The organism is Mucilaginibacter sp. P2_A4, from assembly GCF_056405015.1.
This window is the reverse complement of the sequence record NZ_JBFUCX010000015.1, coordinates 102,884-121,174: the sequence shown is the minus strand read 5'-3', so window position 1 is coordinate 121,174 and position 18,291 is coordinate 102,884. Positions and strand designations below refer to the sequence as shown.

The window sequence follows — 18,291 nt, the reverse complement described above, 5'->3', positions numbered from 1 at the left end:
CTTACTATGAAAAAGCCTTTACTTCTGTTATTGATGATTGTATCTGTCAGTATAACCTATGCCCAGGGCCGCCGGGGAGGCGGGAATGGAAACAACGGTAATAATGGCAATAATGATAATTTTCAGCAGCGGAGATCAAAGGAGCAAAAAGGTCCATTACCTTTCAGGGAAGTTATAGGCGTTGTTAAGGATACCGCTGATAAAAAGATGGAAGGAGCAACTGTAAAACTGGTATCGGCTACAGATAGCGCGGTTACCAGTACCGGCCCGACTGGTAAGTTTGCATTCAGGAAAATTAAATCGGCTACGTTTGTGATAACAGTTACCAGTATTGGTTATCAACCTATTATCAGGAAGATGCTGAATAATGATGAATCGCGCAGTTTGTCCCTTGATCCCTTTGTTTTAAAACAGCAATCACATATGCTGGGGGAGGTAGTTGTGAACGGTGGCCCGAGCATTTCTTATAAAACAGATACAGTAGAGTATCGCGCCAGCGACTATAAAGTGCGCCCAAATGCCACAGTTGATGAGCTGATAAAAAAAATGGAAGGTGTTGAAGTTGCCAAAGACGGTACGGTAACACACCAGGGGCAGGCTGTTGTAAAAGCGAGGTTGAATGGCAAAGATTATATAGGCGGCGACGTGGCGCAGGCCATTAAAAACCTGCCAGCCGATATTGTGGAAAAGATACAGATCATTGATGATTACGGCGACCAGGCCGCCCGTACGGGCATTAAAGATGGCGACCCTCAAAAAGTGCTCAACATTACCACCAGGCCCGATAGATCTGTAGGGAATGTGGGCCGTTTAAATGCAGGTGCTGGCAGTGATGAACGTTATGATAACCGCCTTTTTTTTCAGCGCCTGAATGGGAACGAGCAGATAGGTGTAATAGGCAGCTTTGTAAATACCGTGAACGGCGTTTCCGGAAGCGGCGGCGGCGGTAGTGGCGGTACTACAAGAACAGGTGGCCCCAACATCAGTTACCGCAACTATCTTACCAAAAAAATCCAGATAAATACCAGCTATAATTATAATTTCAGAGACGTAAATTCCATAAACCATAGTGATGGGCAACAGTTTAGCACACGGGGTACAACCAATTTTATCAGGAACAACAACGCGCAAAACAACAATAAAACCCATAACGTTAACCTGGAGCTGGAGTATAATATTGATAGTGCCAACTATTTAAAAGTTACACCAAGTTTTAGTTACTCGGGTTCAAGTTCATCAAATGTTTCCCAGAATTTTAAAACGGGGTTAATTCACCAGGATATTTCGGGCTTAACCGGTAGCAATAATACAGTACCCGCTTATGGTGGTATTGTGTTTTACCAGCATTTGTTTAAAAAGCCCAAACGTAATCTTTCGCTGCAGGTAAGTTATAACCGCTCAAACAATGAGACGGTTAATGATCAGGATAATAATATTATTTATTACCAGGATTCAACAAGTACCGTGCTAAAGGATTCATTAGTTCATCGCTACATCAGCCGTACTAACCTGAGTAATAATTTCAGAACCAGTTTTACTTTTGTTGAGCCATTAAGCGATGTATCACAACTGGAGTTTAATGCCCAGGTAAATTCACGCAGTTATGATAATAAGGCTTACACCTATAACATAGATTCCTTAGGGAACCGGGCACTGGTTGATTCATTGAGCAATGTTTTTAAATACTCATTTACAGAAACACGCATGGCGCTCAATTACCGCTTAAACCAAAAAAAGTATAATGTTTCATTAGGTGTTACAGCTGTGCCTACCGTGTTGGATGGTACAAAAATTAGCGACGGTATTGTAAGTACTCACCGTAATAATTTCAATTTAATCCCGATAGCGCGGTTCCAGTACGTATGGTCAAAGCAGGAGCGGTTCTCTGTTAACTATTCGGGTAGTCCGCAAGAACCAACATTTAACCAGATTCAGCCGGTGCGTGATGAATCTAATCCGCAAAACCCGGTTGTAGGTAACCCCAATCTGAAACCATCATTCAGGAATTCTATCAACCTGCAATACAATAATTACATTGTTGATTCAAAGTTTAATGTTTCTGCAAATGCCAATGTTAGTTTTATTAAAAATCAGATAGTTACCAATACGGTGCAGATAGCTGATACATTAGGCGCTTTAAAAAACGAAACCCATTATATTAATTTAAACGGCAGCTACACTATTGGTGGCAACTACAATATATCCAAACAATTGGATGATAGGAAGTATAACCTTTCGCTAAACGGAACTATCAATTATGGCCATGGCATATCCATGAGTAATAACGTTCAAAACTTTACAACTACCTGGCATTTTAACGAGCGTTTTGGGCCTCAGATCAATCCAAACGAATCAATAGAAGTTAACCCTTATGTATCATACGATGTAGCAAAATCCTTCTTCACGCTGCCTCACTCGGTAAATACCAATATTAGTACCACAGCCCTCGCTATTGACGGTAAATTTTACTTTCTCGAAGGTCGCACAGCTAATTTTGGATACAGCGCAAGTAAAAATTTTGTTGAAGGCGTTTCTAAAAATCTAACCCGTAATCCGCTGGTAATTAACGCTTATATTGAACAGCAGTTTTTTAAACGCAGAAACCTTACGCTCACTTTCCAGGTGTTTGATATTTTAAAACAAAATAATTTTGTTAGCCAGGTTACTACCGAAAACTCGGTAACCAACACACTCAGTAATGCACAAAGCAGATACTTTATGTTTAGCGCCAAGCTAAACCTTCAAAAATGGACGGGTACGCCGATGCGCCACGGACAAAGGATGAAGAGAAGAGGGGACGGTAGTTTTATTGAGTAGGGGGGAGCAGCTTTTCCAGGAGAATAAAGTCATGCTTGCTTCGGCAACCCACATGCAAGGTGTACAGCATGAAGTCCACCTGTCCTGTGGGGGCCTGAAACAAGTTCGGCATGACTGGTTGGTAAAGATATTAAGGTTCCCCTATATCTTTATTAAATCCTGCTTCAAAGCCGCTATCACCAATCCTGTTCTTGATTTTGTTCCAAATTTTTGAAACAAGGCTTCGCGATAATTATCGATAGTATGAGGACTCAGGTTCATCATATCGGCAATTTGTTTGTAGGTAAGATCGCTGCAACATAGCTCTAAAAACCTCAGCTCGTTTGTGTTTACTTCTACCTGCTGTGTTTTTATAGCCTGATTGTCCTGAATGTTGCGTAATAGCTTGCCGCTTACCAAATCATTAATGTAATAGGATTGTTTAGCAATACTGGTAATGGCATCAAGCAGATCGGATGATCTTGATTGTTTAAGCATGTAGCCGCCGGCACCGCTTTTAAGCATCCCTATGATGGGTTTGTCTTCTTCAAACATGCTTAAAGCCAGTACTTTTATATGAGGGTGGTTTTCCTTAATCCATTTGGTACTTTCATAGCCATCCATCTGTGGCATGGTAATATCCATCAGGATCACTTCGGGCAGGGGTTGGCGTGGCAGTTTTTTGATCATATCCTGGCCGTTCTCGGCGTCAAAGATCACATTAACTTTGCCCGAATCGGTAAGCAAACTTACCAGGCCCTGGCGAAAAAGGGTGTGGTCATCAACAATGGCTATATCTATTTTATCAGCGTACATTAATATTTAGTAGGGTATGGTTACAATAATTTCAGATCCGCTTCCGGCTACCGAGTTGATGGAGGCTGTGCCATTTATCATGGCCGCCCGTTTGGTGATGTTGTGCAGGCCCATCCCGTTTTTGCGTTTTAGTGTTTCTTCTACATTAAAACCTTTCCCGTTATCGCGGATTGTTAACTTAAATGAATTTTCAATCTGCTCTAAAGTTATAAATATTTCGGTTGCTTTGGCATGCTGGATAATGTTATTTATAATCTCCTGGAACAGCCGGAACAGGATGGTTTCTTTTCCGCTATCGGCATTAAATGTGTTGAAATTTCGCTTATCAAAATTGATCTTAAATTTGTCTGATCGCTGTAGCCATTCCAGTTCAAATTCAATAGCTGCTGCCAATCCGCGGTTTACCAGTTCTTCGCCGTGCAGCAGGCGCGATAGCGCTTTTACTTCTTTGATGGATCGGATTGTGAGGTCTTCAACAAAAGCCAGTTTCTCGGCCGTTTTATCTTTATTGTCCAAATCGATAGAACTTAAAGTGATAGTGGTGATACTCAACAACTGCCCTATGTTATCGTGCAAATCGTAGGCGATGGTTTTAAGGGTTTGCTCCTGTACTTCTATCTGGGTTTTAAGCAGTTCATTTTCAAATGTTTTTTGCAGCAGCAACTTTTCCTCATGATGTTTCTTTTTTTTGCGATTGTAGGAAACTACATAGATAATGAGGAAAAGCGGGGCGATCAAAAAAATGAGGGATGTAAGCCCTATCAGGAAGATGATTTCCTGCGAAGATATCTGCATAAAAAAGCGTATGACCAAAAAGAGTATAGTGTTATGTTTAGTAAAATAAAAATATAGTACCGTATGGAAAGCTGGTTATTGATAGGTTTTAAGCTGGAAAGATAATCGAAAAATATGTTACAGGTTGTACTGCCGAAGTAAAAAAATAACGCGCCGCTTACCCACCAGAACGGTGCTGAAAATGCAAGCCGCTCAAAGTTTTCGTCCATCAGTTTAAGGTAGTAGTAATACAGGCTTGCCAGTACAAATACAACCGACATTACGGTAGCGGTTATGGATACAAATGTTTTAAAATGATTCATAACCAGCTCTGCCACGTATATGGCGGTGAAAATAATATACCAGGCAATAAGCCATTTACCGGTATTTTTAAATGGCCTATATAAACTGTAAAACGCGTAGCCTGTAACGCCGCATTCAAACAATAAAAAAGCATTGTACAGGGCGTAGTTAGGCACATGTGCTACTTTACGCAAGTATACGCCGGTCATTTCAACAAGGCAGGTTAGCAGCAGGTATGGGATAAACAGCTTCCAGGCTGTACTCTTATCTTTTAATAAAAAGATAAGAGCAGCCAGGAAGCATATAAATTCACACCCGGTATTTATGGTGATGAACATCATTTGTTTTAATTGATTTAGTTGCCTAATAGCAATAGGGTTGCACCTTTACAGGTAGCCGGTGGCGGGCATTGTTCGCCGCGATTTTCGGGGGTGGAGCCAACAATAAAACCTTGCTGGCCACCATTTTGGCCCGCCTGTGTTTTTTTGCCATAGTAATCCTGATGGATTAGAGTGCCTGTAGTGCTGTCTGGTTTTGTTGATACCATTACCAGTGTATTATAACCCCAGTATTGTTTCTCAGGCTTATGGCCGCCCTTAAAATCTTCGGAGTAAGATTTGTCGTAAGTAGCCAGGTAAAAACGAATGCCATCGCCCTTCTCCTTTTTTATAGAATCAACAAGAGCCTGCAGCCTATCAACACTAAACCAAATGCACCTGGTGTTTGATCCCTTATAGGTCTTCTCCACGGCTTGCGCATCAGAGAAGGCTGAATCAACCGTGCCGGCATTTTTTTTATAGTTTTTTACGTACCTCAGCGCCGTTTGAAGACTTAACGTATCAATGTTAATGCCGATTTTATTAGTGCTGACATCGGCTTGCTGCTTTTGCTGGCACGAGCTAAAACCAATTGTGGCAAAAGCCAGGGAAATTAGGGTAATCTTTTTGATCATGATGTTGTTATTTGAGTTTACCGAAAGTGCTCAATTATGTGTAGAAACACAACATCTATATTAAGCCTTTTTTTACCCTTAAAAACCCTTTAAAAAAAGCTAATTATACCCTGTGCTGCCTTTTAATTAAAGCAGAGATTTGAAATGTAATACAAAAGCAAATAAAATCACAGTAGCATTTTTTTTACATATTAAAACGTATTGTTAAATACTATGTTTTTGGTAAAAAAAATGCTTTACAAGGGCGGTAGTATTCTTAATTGGTAATAAAATTAACCAGACGATTGCTTTTATAAAGTGTTGATAATTAGACTGGTGTTTATAACTTTAAATTATAAAATACCGGCAGCGAATAAATTTTATATTACACATATTAATATATATTTACCGACGAATTAACCAATTTTAAATCAAATATTTAACTTATTAACTAAAACCTAAACTTTATTAACTATGGAACCTTACATTGGTGAGATCAAAATGTTTGCGGGCGATTTTGCCCCGCGTGGATGGGCGCTTTGCGACGGAAGTTTATTACAAATTAGCCAATGGCAGGCATTGTTTTCAATAATCCAGACTTATTATGGCGGTGATGGCATGTCGAATTTTGCCTTGCCTGATTTGCGTGGCCGTGCTCCAATTCAGCAGGGGCAAGGTAAAGATTTATCAGCGTACAACCTGGGTCAGGCAATCGGTAAGGAATCTGTTGTACTTTCAACAGATCAGATGCCAGCACACACACACCTTATTAAGGCCAATTCAACCGGTGCAAACCAGGTTTTACCTACTAATTTTTACCCATCAGCCCTTATTGATTCAGTTTCTGGCGAAAGTAAAAACCTTTATTCAGATGTTGCACCTGATGTTACCTTAAATCCAGGTTCGGTATCAACCGTTGGTGGTGCAACCGCGGTAAATTTAGTTCAACCTGTTTTGGCCATAAACTTCATTATTGCCCTTGAAGGCATATATCCATCAAGACCATAATCATTAACGCTACCCGATGCTGATATACAATTTGCAAGGGTAAAAAATAAAGTGTTACCCCTGTTTCTTATTTATTTAACCATAAATAAGGCAGGGGCAACGCTATACCAAGTAATGTCAAATTACGAACATAGCAAGCAGCAGGTTTGAATTATGCTTTAACAACTTAAGGATAATACCTTAAAATTAAAATATAATATCAAGCCGATATCCAACAGACAACTTCCCTAAACCTCAAAAATGAAAAAACTTTTACCTCTTTTAATTAATCTGTTTAAAGTTAATCTGCACACATTGATGGCTTTATTGCTGTTTGGGGCGATGTCGCTTGCTGGGTTTAATAGTAATGCGCAAGTATATTACGTAACAAATGATGGTAAAGGTACCGCTCAGTCAGCAGATGACGGAATCCATAGCTTAGACTATCAGGGAGGCAATAAAACAGACTTTGCGTCTAATTTTACGCCTTCGCCTACACTGTTACAGGTGGACTTGGCACATAACAGGGCTTTTATTTATGAGGCTTATACTACCACACCACCCAATGGTATAGGTATAAAGGTTGTGAATTTAACAACCGGCGCAATTATAAAATTTATTACGCTAACAATTCCTGTGAGGATTCAGTCGATAAGATACGATCCGGTAAATGACTATATTTACTATGTAACGCAGGATGCAACAACCAGCGTCGCGGGCGCTAATGATGCCCTTTGGCGCGTAAAGCCGGATGGCACTGGTTCAACATCGTTAGTATCTGGTTTTTGTAAAAATCCAACATTCCTGGCGCTTGATCCAAAAAACAACCGTGCATTTGTATACGAAAACCTTTTTGCCGACCATAGTTTGGTTGTAATTAACCTGGCAGACAACTCGGTAACCCGTACTATACCTACTGTGGCAGCATCTGGACCTTTGGTGGGTGTTGATTGCGCGTATGACCCTGCAACGGATTATATTTATATGCTGACATCGGAGAATACTGCGGCATTAGGGGATAACGACGCGTTATTTAAGGTTCACCCGGACGGTACAGGACAAACGACCGTTAAATCTAAAGTATCTGCCCAGCCCAGCTATTGTATGGCCGCCGACTTTGGTCATAATAAAATCTACTATGCCGATGGTAATCCGGGTGGCAGTATAACAACCCGCAGTATAAATAGCGTCGATCTTACAACAGGGGCGGTAAGCACGCTGTTGGATGGATCAAGAATTCCAGCATTTCCGGCTATAGTAACGGGCTTGTGGGCGCCAGATCTTGCAAGGCTTTCAACCGCAACGGTAAGCAATATATCCTCGACTACCGTAACCATGGGAGGTAGCGTAACCTACAGTGATATTGCAGTTACAGAAACAGGGATAGTGTATAGCAGTACAAATACACTACCGGTTATTGGTACAGATCAGAAACAGGCTATAGGGTCAGGTACAGGTTCATTTTCGGGAGGGCTAAACGGGCTTAGTCCTGTTACCTTGTACTATGCCAGAGCTTACGCAACCAGTGCGGCCGGTACGTCATATGGAGATGTAAAAAGCTTTACAACGTTGTCCAATAATGCCTATCTTACGAGTTTGGCACTAAGTTCAGGCACATTAAGTCCGGTATTCTCGGGCATTACAAATGCGTACACGGCAAATGTAACCTATAACGTAACATCAATAACCCTTACTCCTGTAATAGCACAGGCCAATGCTACCGTAAAAGTTAACAACACAACTGTGGCCTCGGGTTCTGCATCAGGGGCGCTCAGTTTAAATCCGGGTAGTAATATCATCACAACCGTGGTAACAGCGCAGGATGGCATCACCACCAAAATATATACTACCACTATTACCAAAGATAAAACGCCCCAAGCCATCACCTTTAATAGTATTCCGGCAGTTACTTACGGGGCAGCAGATTTTACTTTAGGCGCGGTAGCGGCCAGTACGCTGCCCGTATCCTACACCAGCGATAATGCCAATGTTGCTACAGTAACCAGCGCCGGCCTTGTACACATTGTAGGCGTGGGTACTGTAAATATCACTGCATCGCAGGCGGGTAATACTACTTATTTGGCAGCAACAAATGTAAGCCAGCAATTAACGGTTAATAAAGCAGTATTAACCTATACTGCCGATGCCGCATCGCGCGATTACGGGGCAGCCAATCCAACTTTTACGGGTTCGGTAAGCGGTTTTGTAAACGGCGATACCAAGGCAACGGCCACAACAGGTACGATGGTTTTTACCTCAACAGCTAATGCCACCAGTTCGGTAACCACCGACAATACAACAGCAATCAAGTACCCGATAACCGGGAACGGCCTAAGCGCAGCCAATTATAGTTTTGTACAGGCCACAGCCAATAACACGGCCTTAACGCTTAATAAGATCGTTATCACCTATACCGCACAGCCCGCAACCAAGGTATATGGCGCTGCAAACCCATCGTTTAACGTAGTGTTTACGGGTTTAGCCAACGGCCAGACTATTGACCAGGTTGCCTTTTCATTTGCCTATGCCACTACAGCTGCTGAAAGTAGCCCCATAGGCAGTTACCCTGTAACGGTTAATGGATTGGACGCGCTCAACTACACTTTTACGCCTGCAGCCTCCAACACCACTATATTTACCATAACCAAGGCTAATTTAACGTTTACGGCGCAGGCCGCCTCCAAGCATTACGGTGAGGCAAATCCTTCGCTAAGCGGTGCCATAACCGGCTATGTCAACAATGAAACCGCCGCTACTGCCCTGGCAGGTACGCCGGTTTATAATACCACAGCTACCACAACCAGCAGTGTTGGCGGTTACCCCATAACATTAAGCGGAGTAACGGCAGCCAACTATAATTTAATTGCCGCTGCTACCAACAATACGGCCTTAACCATCGCCAAAAATACCTTAAGCTATGTTGCCACCCCGGCAAGTCGCGCATTTAATACGGCAAACCCATCAGTAACAGGTACCATAACGGGCTTTTTAAACGGCGATACCCAGGCATCAGCTACTACAGGTACGCTTAGCTTTAGCACAGCGGTAACATTAAGTACGCCGGTCGGCACGTATGCCATCAACGGCTCGGGATTAAGCTCGGCTAATTATAATATTGCGCAGGATGCTTCAAATGCTTCGGCATTTTCAATATTCTTATCAACCAATGGTAACCTGAGCAGCTTATCTATCAGCCAGGGTAGTTTATCTCCTTCGTTTGCATCAGGCACTAATAATTATACTGCAACGGTTGCAACAGGTGTTACTTCTTTAACGGTAACACCAACCTTATCAGATGTTAACGCGGGAGTAACGGTTAATGGTAACCAGGTAACATCCGGCGCGTCATCGGGCGCCATCTCTTTAAACGTTGGCCCCAACATTATCCCAGTAAATGTAACCGCGCAGGATGGTACCACCACAAATCCTTATAATATTACGGTAACCCGTTTGCCGTCATCAGATGCGACATTAAACAGCTTTAGCATCAGCACCGGCACACTGCCATCACCTGATATTTACAATGTATACAGGACAAGTGTGGGCAACACAGTTACCAGCTTTGATCTTACAGCAATAGTGCATGAACCCAATGCCACATTAACGGTCAACGGTACACCATTTAACTCGGGCACGCCGGTTACTCTGCCACTCGGCTTAGGCGATAACACCTACAATGTAGTGGTCACCGCGCAGGACGGTACTACGCAAAATTATTATGGCCTGGTTATTAACCGCGCCTTCTCGTCAAACAATCTGCTGAATAGCCTGGCAGTAAGTACGGGTTCGCTTAGTCCGGCTTTTGGCAGCGGGGTCAATAATTATACCGTTCAGGTAAGCAATGCAACCACCTCTATCGATATCTCACCTGCTTATGATGTTACTGCATCGGCATCGATCAATGGGTATTCGGCACCTTCGGGCATAGCTTTAACCACTCCGCTTGCAGTGGGCGATAACGCTGTACCGATAAATGTAGTTGCTCAAAATGGTGCGTCAAACACGTATAACGTAAATGTACAGCGTGCAGCATCAACAGACGCTACACTTGCCGGTCTGGGGATAATTACCACCAATTCGGGATTTGATGTGCCTTTCGACAGCGGTACTTATACCTATAACACTACGGTAACCGGCGATGTAACGGCCTTCACCCTAAAACCAATTGCTACAAACGATGGCTCGACGATAACCATTAACGGGACGGCTTTAAATACCGCTAATGGCAACGCCATCACGCTCCAATACTTTTCGGCAGTTGAACCTATGGTGATCGTAGTTACTGCCGGCGATGGAACAACTCAAAAAACATACACCGTAAATGTAACCAGGAATTTCTCGACAAATAATTTGCTGCAAAGCTTAACGATGAACATCAATGGGACAATAACACCACTAATCCCTGTATTTGATCCGGCAACGAATGATTATACGATGGTCATTAGCGATCCTAATGTAACCGGTATTGTAATTGCGCCCGTGGCACAGGATAGCCATGCCGAAGTAAGGGTGGGCGGAGCGCTCGTAAATGTAGGAGCATCAAGATTTGTAGCCTTACAGGGGGGCGTCAACGTTATACCCGTAAATGTGCTCTCATTCGGTGGTGGTAACAATACCTATAATATTACCATCAATCGGGCATATTCATCAAATGCAGGTTTGATCAATGTTATACTTTCAGGTAATGCGCAGTATTCGGCTATCATTAACCAAGCCAATAATAACCTTACTGCAACTATTCCCAACAATGTAACGGCAATCAGTCTTATCCCCAACGCGTCTGACCCAGGCGGTACGGTTATTACGGTAAACGGATATGCTATATCCGGTGGTGCATCTGGTAGCTTGCCACTTGCCGTAGGGGATAACGTATTTACCGTGGGTATTACCGCAGCAGATAATTCTAATACACAATATTATACCGTACATGCTATAAGGCTGCCGTTTACCGATGTTACGCTCAGTTCGTTAACGGTAGATAAAGGCGCACTTGCACCCGCTTTTTCACCGGGCACAACGAGTTATACAGTAGTGGTAGCCAACAGCGACAACGCTATTACTGTTACGCCGGTGGCTTCGGCAGCAGGGGTAACAGTAACAGCAGGCGGACAAACCATTGATGCTTCAAATCCTTCATACACCAACAGTGCGTTGTTTGAAGGCAACCAACGGATCACTGTCAGGGTAACAGCACCCGATGGCGTGAATTTTACAACTTATGCTTTAAATGTGCTTCGCCCGTCTGTAAACCAGGCTTACCTTGGTAATATTGTTTTGAGCAGCGGAGCTATTTCGCCCGCGTTTTCCCGAAACACTGTAAATTATACGGCTACAGTTGCGGGTAATGTATCGTCTGTGAACTTTACCCCGGCAACAGCCGAAGCCAACGCTACCATTACTGTGACCAACGCAGGTAACACAACCACCATCAATGCCGGTACGCCATCAGTATTAATACCGTTAAATGCGGGTGCAAACACAGTAACCACAAACATAACCTCGCAGGATGGCAGTACTACCAAAACATATACAGTAACTATAACCAGGACAGTTCCATCTGCCGATGCAACTCTTGCAGGCCTTAACCTTAGTACAGGCACCCTTAGCCCGGTGTTTAGCAGCGGTACAGATACCTACACCGCGAACGTAAATTATGCAACCAGTTCAATTACTGTAACCCCGGCCACTACCAATGCAAATGCCGTAATTACAGTAAAGGGGCTGGCCGTTGTTTCCGGGTCTGGTTTAAGTGTGGCTTTAAACCAGGGTAGTAATGCTATCCCCGTTGTAGTAACCGCCGAAGATGGCAGCACAACCAAAACTTATACTTTGACGGTTAACAGGGCTGCTGCATCTGCCGATGCTACTTTAGCCAGCCTCGGTATAAATGCCGCAACGATTAGCCCGGTATTTACCGCAGGTACAACCAGCTATACTGCTGTTGTGGGTAGCAGTGTAAGTAGTGTAACACTTTCGGCCTTTTCAAATGAGCCCAACGCTACAGTGTTAGTAAATGGCACCGCACCTGATGGCGTAACCGGAACAATTGATATCCCGATAAATGCAGGTGCAAATAATATTTCTATTGCAGTAACGGCGCAGGACGGAAGCACCAGTAAAACATATACTTTAGTTGTATCAAGAGCTTACAGTAACTCAACAATTGTTGGTCTAAATTACCTGACGATAAGTTCCGGAACTTTAACCCGCGTTGGTACAAGCGATACTTTTACAACATCAGTTGTTCCGACTGTGAATAACATTACGGTTTTGGCAGGAACCATTGATCAGCATGCTTCAATACGGGTAAACGGAGTGCCAGTAAGTAACGGTGTCGCGTCTGCTCCTGTTACACTGGGGGCAGGCATAACAAGTATTCCGGTATTAATAACCGCAGAAGATGGTGTTTCCACACGAACTTTAACTATAATAGTAAGCAAAACAGGATCATCCAATGTTAGTTTAAATAGTATTGTCATAAGTTCGGGAACATTAACCCGTGTGGGCAGTACGGATGGCTTTACAGCATTGGTAAGTAATACTACAGGCAGTGTTTCTTTTACTATATCAACAAATGATGCCAACGCAGCAATAAAGGTAAATGGAGCTTCGGTAAATAATGGGGCGGCATCAGCACCTGTAACATTAAGTTCAGGTACCACCAACATTCCTGTATTGATAACAGCAGAAGATGGTGTTACCAAACGCACATTAATCATAGTAGTGAGCAAATCTGAATCATCAAATGTCGGTATAAATAACCTGGGGATAAGTTCTGGAACTTTAACCCGTGTTGGTACAAGCGATACTTTTACAACATCAGTTGTCCCGACAGTGAATAACGTTACAGTTTCGGTAGGAACCATTGATCCGCATGCTTCAATATTGGTAAACGGAGTGCCAGGAAGTGACGGTGTTGCGTCTGCTCCTGTTACACTGGGGGCAGGAACAACCAGTATCCCTGTATTAATAACTGCAGAAGATGGTATAACGACACGAACTTTAACTATTGTAATAAGCAAAACAGGATCATCCAATGTTAGTATAAGTAATTTAGGGATAAGTTCTGGAACTTTAACCCGTGTTGGTACAAGCGATACTTTTACAACATCAGTTGTCCCGACAGTGAATAACGTTACGGTTTTGGTAGGAACCATTGATCCGCATGCTTCAATACGGGTAAACGGAGTGCCAGGAAGTAACGGTGTCGCGTCTACTCCTGTTACACTGGGGGCAGCAACAACCAGTATCCCTATATTAATAACTGCAGAAGATGGTGTAACCACACGAACCTTAACTATAATAGTAAGCAAAACAGGATCATCCAATGTTAGTTTAAATAATATTGCGATAAGTTCGGGTACGCTAACCCGTGTGGGCAGTACGGATAGCTTTACAGCCCTGGTAAGTAATACTACAGGCAGCGTTACTTTTACTATATCAACAAATAATGCCAATGCGGCAATAAAGGTAAACGGGGTTTCTGCAAATAATGGTGTAGCATCGGCACCCGTAACATTAGGTTCAGGCACAACTAATATTCCTGTATTGATAACTGCCGAAGATGGTGTTACCAAACGCACTTTAACTATAGCAGTAACTCAACAGGCATTTTTTAGTGCACATACCGTTGATAATACAGATATCACCGCTCTCGCCAAAAAATCAAATAACATCACCAATTCCTATGATATCATAGTTCACCAGGCCGTATCACCAAATGGCGACGGATTGAATGATTACCTGAACATTGAAGGCATAGAGAAATACGCCGACAATCACCTGTCTATCATGAATGCAGCCGGCGCGTTGGTATATGATGTAAAAGGTTATGGCAGCAATGGCAACCTGTTTGATGGGCACTCCAACAAAAGTGGGTCACTGCAAAAACCAGGTACTTACTATTACTCGCTGGAGTATAAGGATGGTGCCGAAACCAAACGTAAAACCGGGTACATTGTACTTAAATATTAAAACATAACAAAATTAGTCCCGGCCGCTGATCTGTCATTAATCAGCAGTCGGGATTATTTGTAAAAGATATCCTTTGCAGTTAGTTCGGCGGAAACAAAATGCCGGGGTTAAAAATATGATTTATAAAATAAGGGGCTGCTAATTATTGATTGCCTAATACTCATTTCAACCTTATTTTATGCCATAAAAAAGGGTAAAATCAGCTTGTGAAAAAATACAATTTAGGTGAATATACACTTTCAGTAACTCAATAATTCAGTCTATCATTACGTAAGTTTTACGATGCCGGAATTTACATGTAGAAACCAGGTACCAAAGCTTTAAAATACAAATACCTGATAAAACGCGCCATCACAATTAATACTCATGTTCACCAAAAAAACAATTATAGCTCTAAGTTTTTTGCTGGTATCAATCAGCTTCAAGGTTTCTGCACAGCAACAGATTTATAGTTACAGCCAATATGCCGATAATCTTACAGCGGTAAACCCTGCTTATTCAATGCTTGATAAAGCGGGCTCGGTAAGTGTGCTGGGACGCAAGCAGTTTATTGGGATAGACGGAGCACCGAGCAGTGTGATGCTGAACGCGAATTTTCCTATTGAATCAATTAATGGTGCAGCTGGGATTTATGTACTTAATGACCAGGCCGCCGTTGAACATCAAATAGAATTTAACGCTTTTTTTGCTAAAGGGATACAACTAACCGAAACCAATTACCTCGCTGTTGCATTAAACCTCGGAGTTCGTAATTATGTTGGCAATTATTCCCAGCTGGATGCCTCAGATCCCCAGTTTATGAATGATGTGCGCGAAACAAAACCCAATATTGGTTTTGGAGTGATGCTATACAGTCCTAATTACTATCTCGGTCTTTCGGTACCTGAGTTTACTATCCGTAGCCTGGGCAACGCTTCTGAGCAGCAAGCCAATTATCTCCGCACGCATTATTACTTTACCGGCGCGTACCTGGCCGATGTAAGTGATGATGTAAAGTTTAAACCGGCTACCTTAATTTCGTATGTAAACGGATCGCCTGTTATTGCAAATATGTCAGGTACATTATATCTGAAGGAGCAGCTGGGGCTGGGGCTAAATTATCGCACAGATAAAAAAGCGGCGGCTATGCTATCGGTAATCGGCAAAGCTTTTAGGGTAGGGTATAGTTACCAGTTTGGCACATCATCCAATAATTTGGGTGGCGTAAATATTACCACGCACGAAGTTAGTATAAGTTACAGGTTTGGAAATGTAACTGAAAGTAAGTTATTATAGAGGAAAAATAAGTCAGCGGGATATTTGAGTGTGAATTAATAGCATCTAAAAAATAGCTAAAGGGATAAGCTTTGGCCTAACATATAGCAATTTTATACAACAGGCGGATACCGAAAAGCCTTAAAAGAGTAGGTGTAAAATAAACCTAAACAAAATAATCATGACTTCTCCTATTACAGAACTAACCCCTGCAGAACAACAGCACATGCTTTTCCTGTTCATCCCGGTAAAAAAAGGATCGGCAGACAGTGTAAATGAGGCGTTAGCATCGCTTAAACAAGCTGTATTGCCTAATAATGATATCAGAGCCTCTACAGGGGTACACTTTTTTATGTTTTATCACTTAGCTGCAGGTAAAAATGCAGGGCTTCCTATCCCAAGTTTCCAGGCGTTGGATGATAGGGGCTTATTTGTGGTACAATCTATTTATGATGCTGATTTTGCACCATACATTAGTTCATTTGTTGAACATCCTATAATAGCATTTGGCCTTAATGCAGTATTGGCAGGTATGGATGAAACCGGCCTTATTGATCCTGAAGATCCAACCTCGGCAGTTTATATTTTGGCTAATGGTGGTGTTCAGTCAAATCCGGGCGCGTTTAACTGCTTGTTAATGCGGTATAACTTTGCCGATCCAACTATACCGGCGGCAATTACTTCTGCGCCAAACCAAAAATATGTATTGGGTTCAACCTTCCCTGGTTTAACAGTGGGCAGAATACTACAAAAGTATCCGGATGCGCAAAGCCTGTGGCCTTCGCCTGCGGTGCCAATTACTTTTGATCCATCGGTAAAACCAAGTTGTTAATAATTGTAAGCCCCGCCCAAATGCGGGGCTTATTTAAAAGCCGAACCCATGAATAACAATTTTAATGACACCAACGCCGGGCCTGTTCCAAAGCTTAGCGACATACAAGGTTTAATATTACGTGGATATAATTTGCCGTACGTACGTTACATTATTTTTACCATAAAAGATGTTGAGGGAGCACGCGAATTTTGCAAAAAAATACTGCCCGGCAGTAATGAGCCGCTCACTGTAACCACCGCAACACCCTGGCAAAATGGACAGAAACCTGCTTATTGTTTAAATGTGGGTTTTACCGTTTTTGGTCTTAAAAAATTTATCACCGAAACTCAGTATAAAGCGGTAGCTAATAAAAGCTATGAGCTTTTTCAGCTTTTTAAAAATGGAGCGGCATACCCGGACAACGCCGACCTGGTTGGCGATACAGACGATAGCGCTCCCGCTTTATGGTGGAAACGTTCCGACGGTTGGCAGTCACCCATTAATCCGGCTAAAGATGGTTCTGATCTGGATGTGCAGGTAAGCCTTTTTGCACATGATCATGGTAGTCTTGAATTGCACTATCAAACCTTGCTAAGCATGATTCCCGCAAATGCCAATGGCTCATCAATGTTGCCGGTTTTTATGAAGGATTCTGAACCATTGCCACAAGGGAACGATTTTATTCACTTTGGGTATAAGGATAGCTTTTCGCAGCCAAGATTAAGTAAAGTGCCATGGAATACAACCCAGGGACGTTTGCTGTTGGGCAAAAGCACTGTTGACGACAGGCCCATTGTACCGCCTTATCATTTTGTTATCAGCCCAAGAAGCCCCAGCGGGCCAACCTATAATTCACATCCCTTACTGCAAAATGGAACCTTTGCCGCGTTCCGGTTGCTTTATCAGGATGTAAAGGCATTCAATAAGTTTATCAATAACCCCAAAAATGGCGCAAGCCCAGATCTGGTGGCCGCTAAAATGTGCGGGCGCTGGTTTGATGGTACGCCGTTAGTTATATCGCCCGAAAAGCCGGATCCAAACTTAAAGGATTTTGATTTTACTAATTTTAATTATATCAACCCAACAGAAAATCAGCAAGGTGTACGTCAAAATGATGATCTGGCACAACTTTGTCCTTATGCCTCCCACATTCGCCGAACCAACCCGCGCGATGATGGAAAAGTAAAAGGGAATACTAATCCCGATGGTACAGCAGCCAATGCGCAGGCCAAACGGATTATGCGCAGGGCAGGCCCCTACGGACCGGAGTATACCGAAAAAGAACCCGCGGGGATACAGCGGGGATTGGTTGGCTTATTTATATGCGCCAATTTAACCGAGCAGTTCCTGTTTATTATGCAATCATGGATCAACATGAACAACTTTAGACCGGGTGCTGATAATAGTCCGAATTTGAGTGGGTTCGATCCGCTTTTTGGTCCGCCAAAAAGTACAATACCGCAATTTAATGAATTTGATTATCTGCCCGATGGAGCAACAGACCAGCCTTATAAACGAATAACCGGCATTGAACGCTTTATTCGTACCGATGGCAGCCTGTATTTGTTTTTACCGGGAATAGCCGGGCTTGAAAATTTAGCGAACGGCACATTACCAGCTTTACATTGATCACAATTAAATA

The 18,291-nt window shown here is 42.7% G+C and carries 10 protein-coding genes; 6 read left to right on the top strand and 4 right to left on the bottom strand.

The features are described from left to right. Positions 1–6: 6 nt before the first annotated feature. Positions 7–2,817: an outer membrane beta-barrel family protein gene (locus AC1DYB_RS24080; RefSeq protein WP_477438658.1), complete on the top strand. Its 2,811-nt coding sequence runs from the start codon at positions 7–9 to the stop codon at positions 2,815–2,817. Between the two features lie 141 nt (positions 2,818–2,958). Here AC1DYB_RS24080 and AC1DYB_RS24075 read toward each other — a convergent pair whose 3' ends face one another. Genes AC1DYB_RS24075 through AC1DYB_RS24060 form a run of 4 tightly spaced genes read right to left on the bottom strand, consistent with a single transcriptional unit; the run spans position 2,959 to position 5,641 of the window. Then, a complete protein-coding gene (locus AC1DYB_RS24075) occupies positions 2,959–3,612 on the bottom strand; it encodes a response regulator transcription factor (RefSeq protein WP_295719308.1) in 654 nt (217 codons plus the stop codon). Between the two features lie 6 nt (positions 3,613–3,618). Further along, positions 3,619–4,407: a sensor histidine kinase gene (locus AC1DYB_RS24070; protein ID WP_477438656.1), complete on the bottom strand. Its 789-nt coding sequence runs from the start codon at positions 4,405–4,407 to the stop codon at positions 3,619–3,621. Continuing rightward, positions 4,374–5,030 (bottom strand): hypothetical protein, encoded by a 657-nt coding sequence (locus AC1DYB_RS24065; RefSeq protein WP_477438654.1) that lies wholly within the window; start codon positions 5,028–5,030, stop codon positions 4,374–4,376. The genes AC1DYB_RS24070 and AC1DYB_RS24065 overlap by 34 nt, the downstream gene beginning before the upstream one ends. Positions 5,031–5,044: 14 nt before the next feature. After that, entirely contained in the window at positions 5,045–5,641 is a 597-nt protein-coding gene (locus AC1DYB_RS24060) for a hypothetical protein (protein ID WP_477438652.1), read from the bottom strand. A 453-nt stretch (positions 5,642–6,094) separates the two neighbouring features. On the opposite strand from AC1DYB_RS24060, the gene AC1DYB_RS24055 reads away from it, so the two are divergent. The 5 genes from AC1DYB_RS24055 to AC1DYB_RS24035 all read left to right on the top strand — a co-directional run bounded on the left by AC1DYB_RS24055 (position 6,095) and on the right by AC1DYB_RS24035 (position 18,278). Beyond that, positions 6,095–6,628, top strand: coding sequence for a phage tail protein (locus AC1DYB_RS24055; RefSeq protein ID WP_295719299.1), 534 nt, complete (start codon positions 6,095–6,097; stop codon positions 6,626–6,628). Between the two features lie 240 nt (positions 6,629–6,868). Further along, positions 6,869–14,581: a cadherin-like beta sandwich domain-containing protein gene (locus AC1DYB_RS24050; RefSeq protein WP_477438649.1), complete on the top strand. Its 7,713-nt coding sequence runs from the start codon at positions 6,869–6,871 to the stop codon at positions 14,579–14,581. Positions 14,582–14,947: 366 nt separating this feature from the next. Then, the gene (locus tag AC1DYB_RS24045) at positions 14,948–15,856 is read left to right on the top strand and encodes a PorP/SprF family type IX secretion system membrane protein (protein WP_477438647.1); all 909 of its coding nucleotides are present in this window, start codon (positions 14,948–14,950) and stop codon (positions 15,854–15,856) included. 160 nt (positions 15,857–16,016) lie between these two features. Then, complete coding sequence (locus AC1DYB_RS24040; protein WP_477438645.1) at positions 16,017–16,667, top strand: hypothetical protein; 651 nt, start codon at positions 16,017–16,019, stop codon at positions 16,665–16,667. A gap of 48 nt (positions 16,668–16,715) precedes the next feature. Further along, on the top strand, positions 16,716–18,278 hold the full coding sequence (locus AC1DYB_RS24035) for a hypothetical protein (protein WP_477438643.1): 1,563 nt from the start codon (positions 16,716–16,718) through the stop codon (positions 18,276–18,278). Positions 18,279–18,291: the final 13 nt, after the last annotated feature.

Bases quoted from the DNA above. Each gene is read 5' to 3' on its own strand.
- AC1DYB_RS24080 (WP_477438658.1), top strand. From the start codon at position 7: ATGAAAAAGCCTTTACTTCTGTTATTGATGATTGTATCTGTCAGTATA.
- AC1DYB_RS24075 (WP_295719308.1), bottom strand. From the start codon at position 3,612: ATGTACGCTGATAAAATAGATATAGCCATTGTTGATGACCACACCCTT.
- AC1DYB_RS24070 (WP_477438656.1), bottom strand. From the start codon at position 4,407: ATGCAGATATCTTCGCAGGAAATCATCTTCCTGATAGGGCTTACATCC.
- AC1DYB_RS24065 (WP_477438654.1), bottom strand. From the start codon at position 5,030: ATGATGTTCATCACCATAAATACCGGGTGTGAATTTATATGCTTCCTG.
- AC1DYB_RS24060 (WP_477438652.1), bottom strand. From the start codon at position 5,641: ATGATCAAAAAGATTACCCTAATTTCCCTGGCTTTTGCCACAATTGGT.
- AC1DYB_RS24055 (WP_295719299.1), top strand. From the start codon at position 6,095: ATGGAACCTTACATTGGTGAGATCAAAATGTTTGCGGGCGATTTTGCC.
- AC1DYB_RS24050 (WP_477438649.1), top strand. From the start codon at position 6,869: ATGAAAAAACTTTTACCTCTTTTAATTAATCTGTTTAAAGTTAATCTG.
- AC1DYB_RS24045 (WP_477438647.1), top strand. From the start codon at position 14,948: ATGTTCACCAAAAAAACAATTATAGCTCTAAGTTTTTTGCTGGTATCA.
- AC1DYB_RS24040 (WP_477438645.1), top strand. From the start codon at position 16,017: ATGACTTCTCCTATTACAGAACTAACCCCTGCAGAACAACAGCACATG.
- AC1DYB_RS24035 (WP_477438643.1), top strand. From the start codon at position 16,716: ATGAATAACAATTTTAATGACACCAACGCCGGGCCTGTTCCAAAGCTT.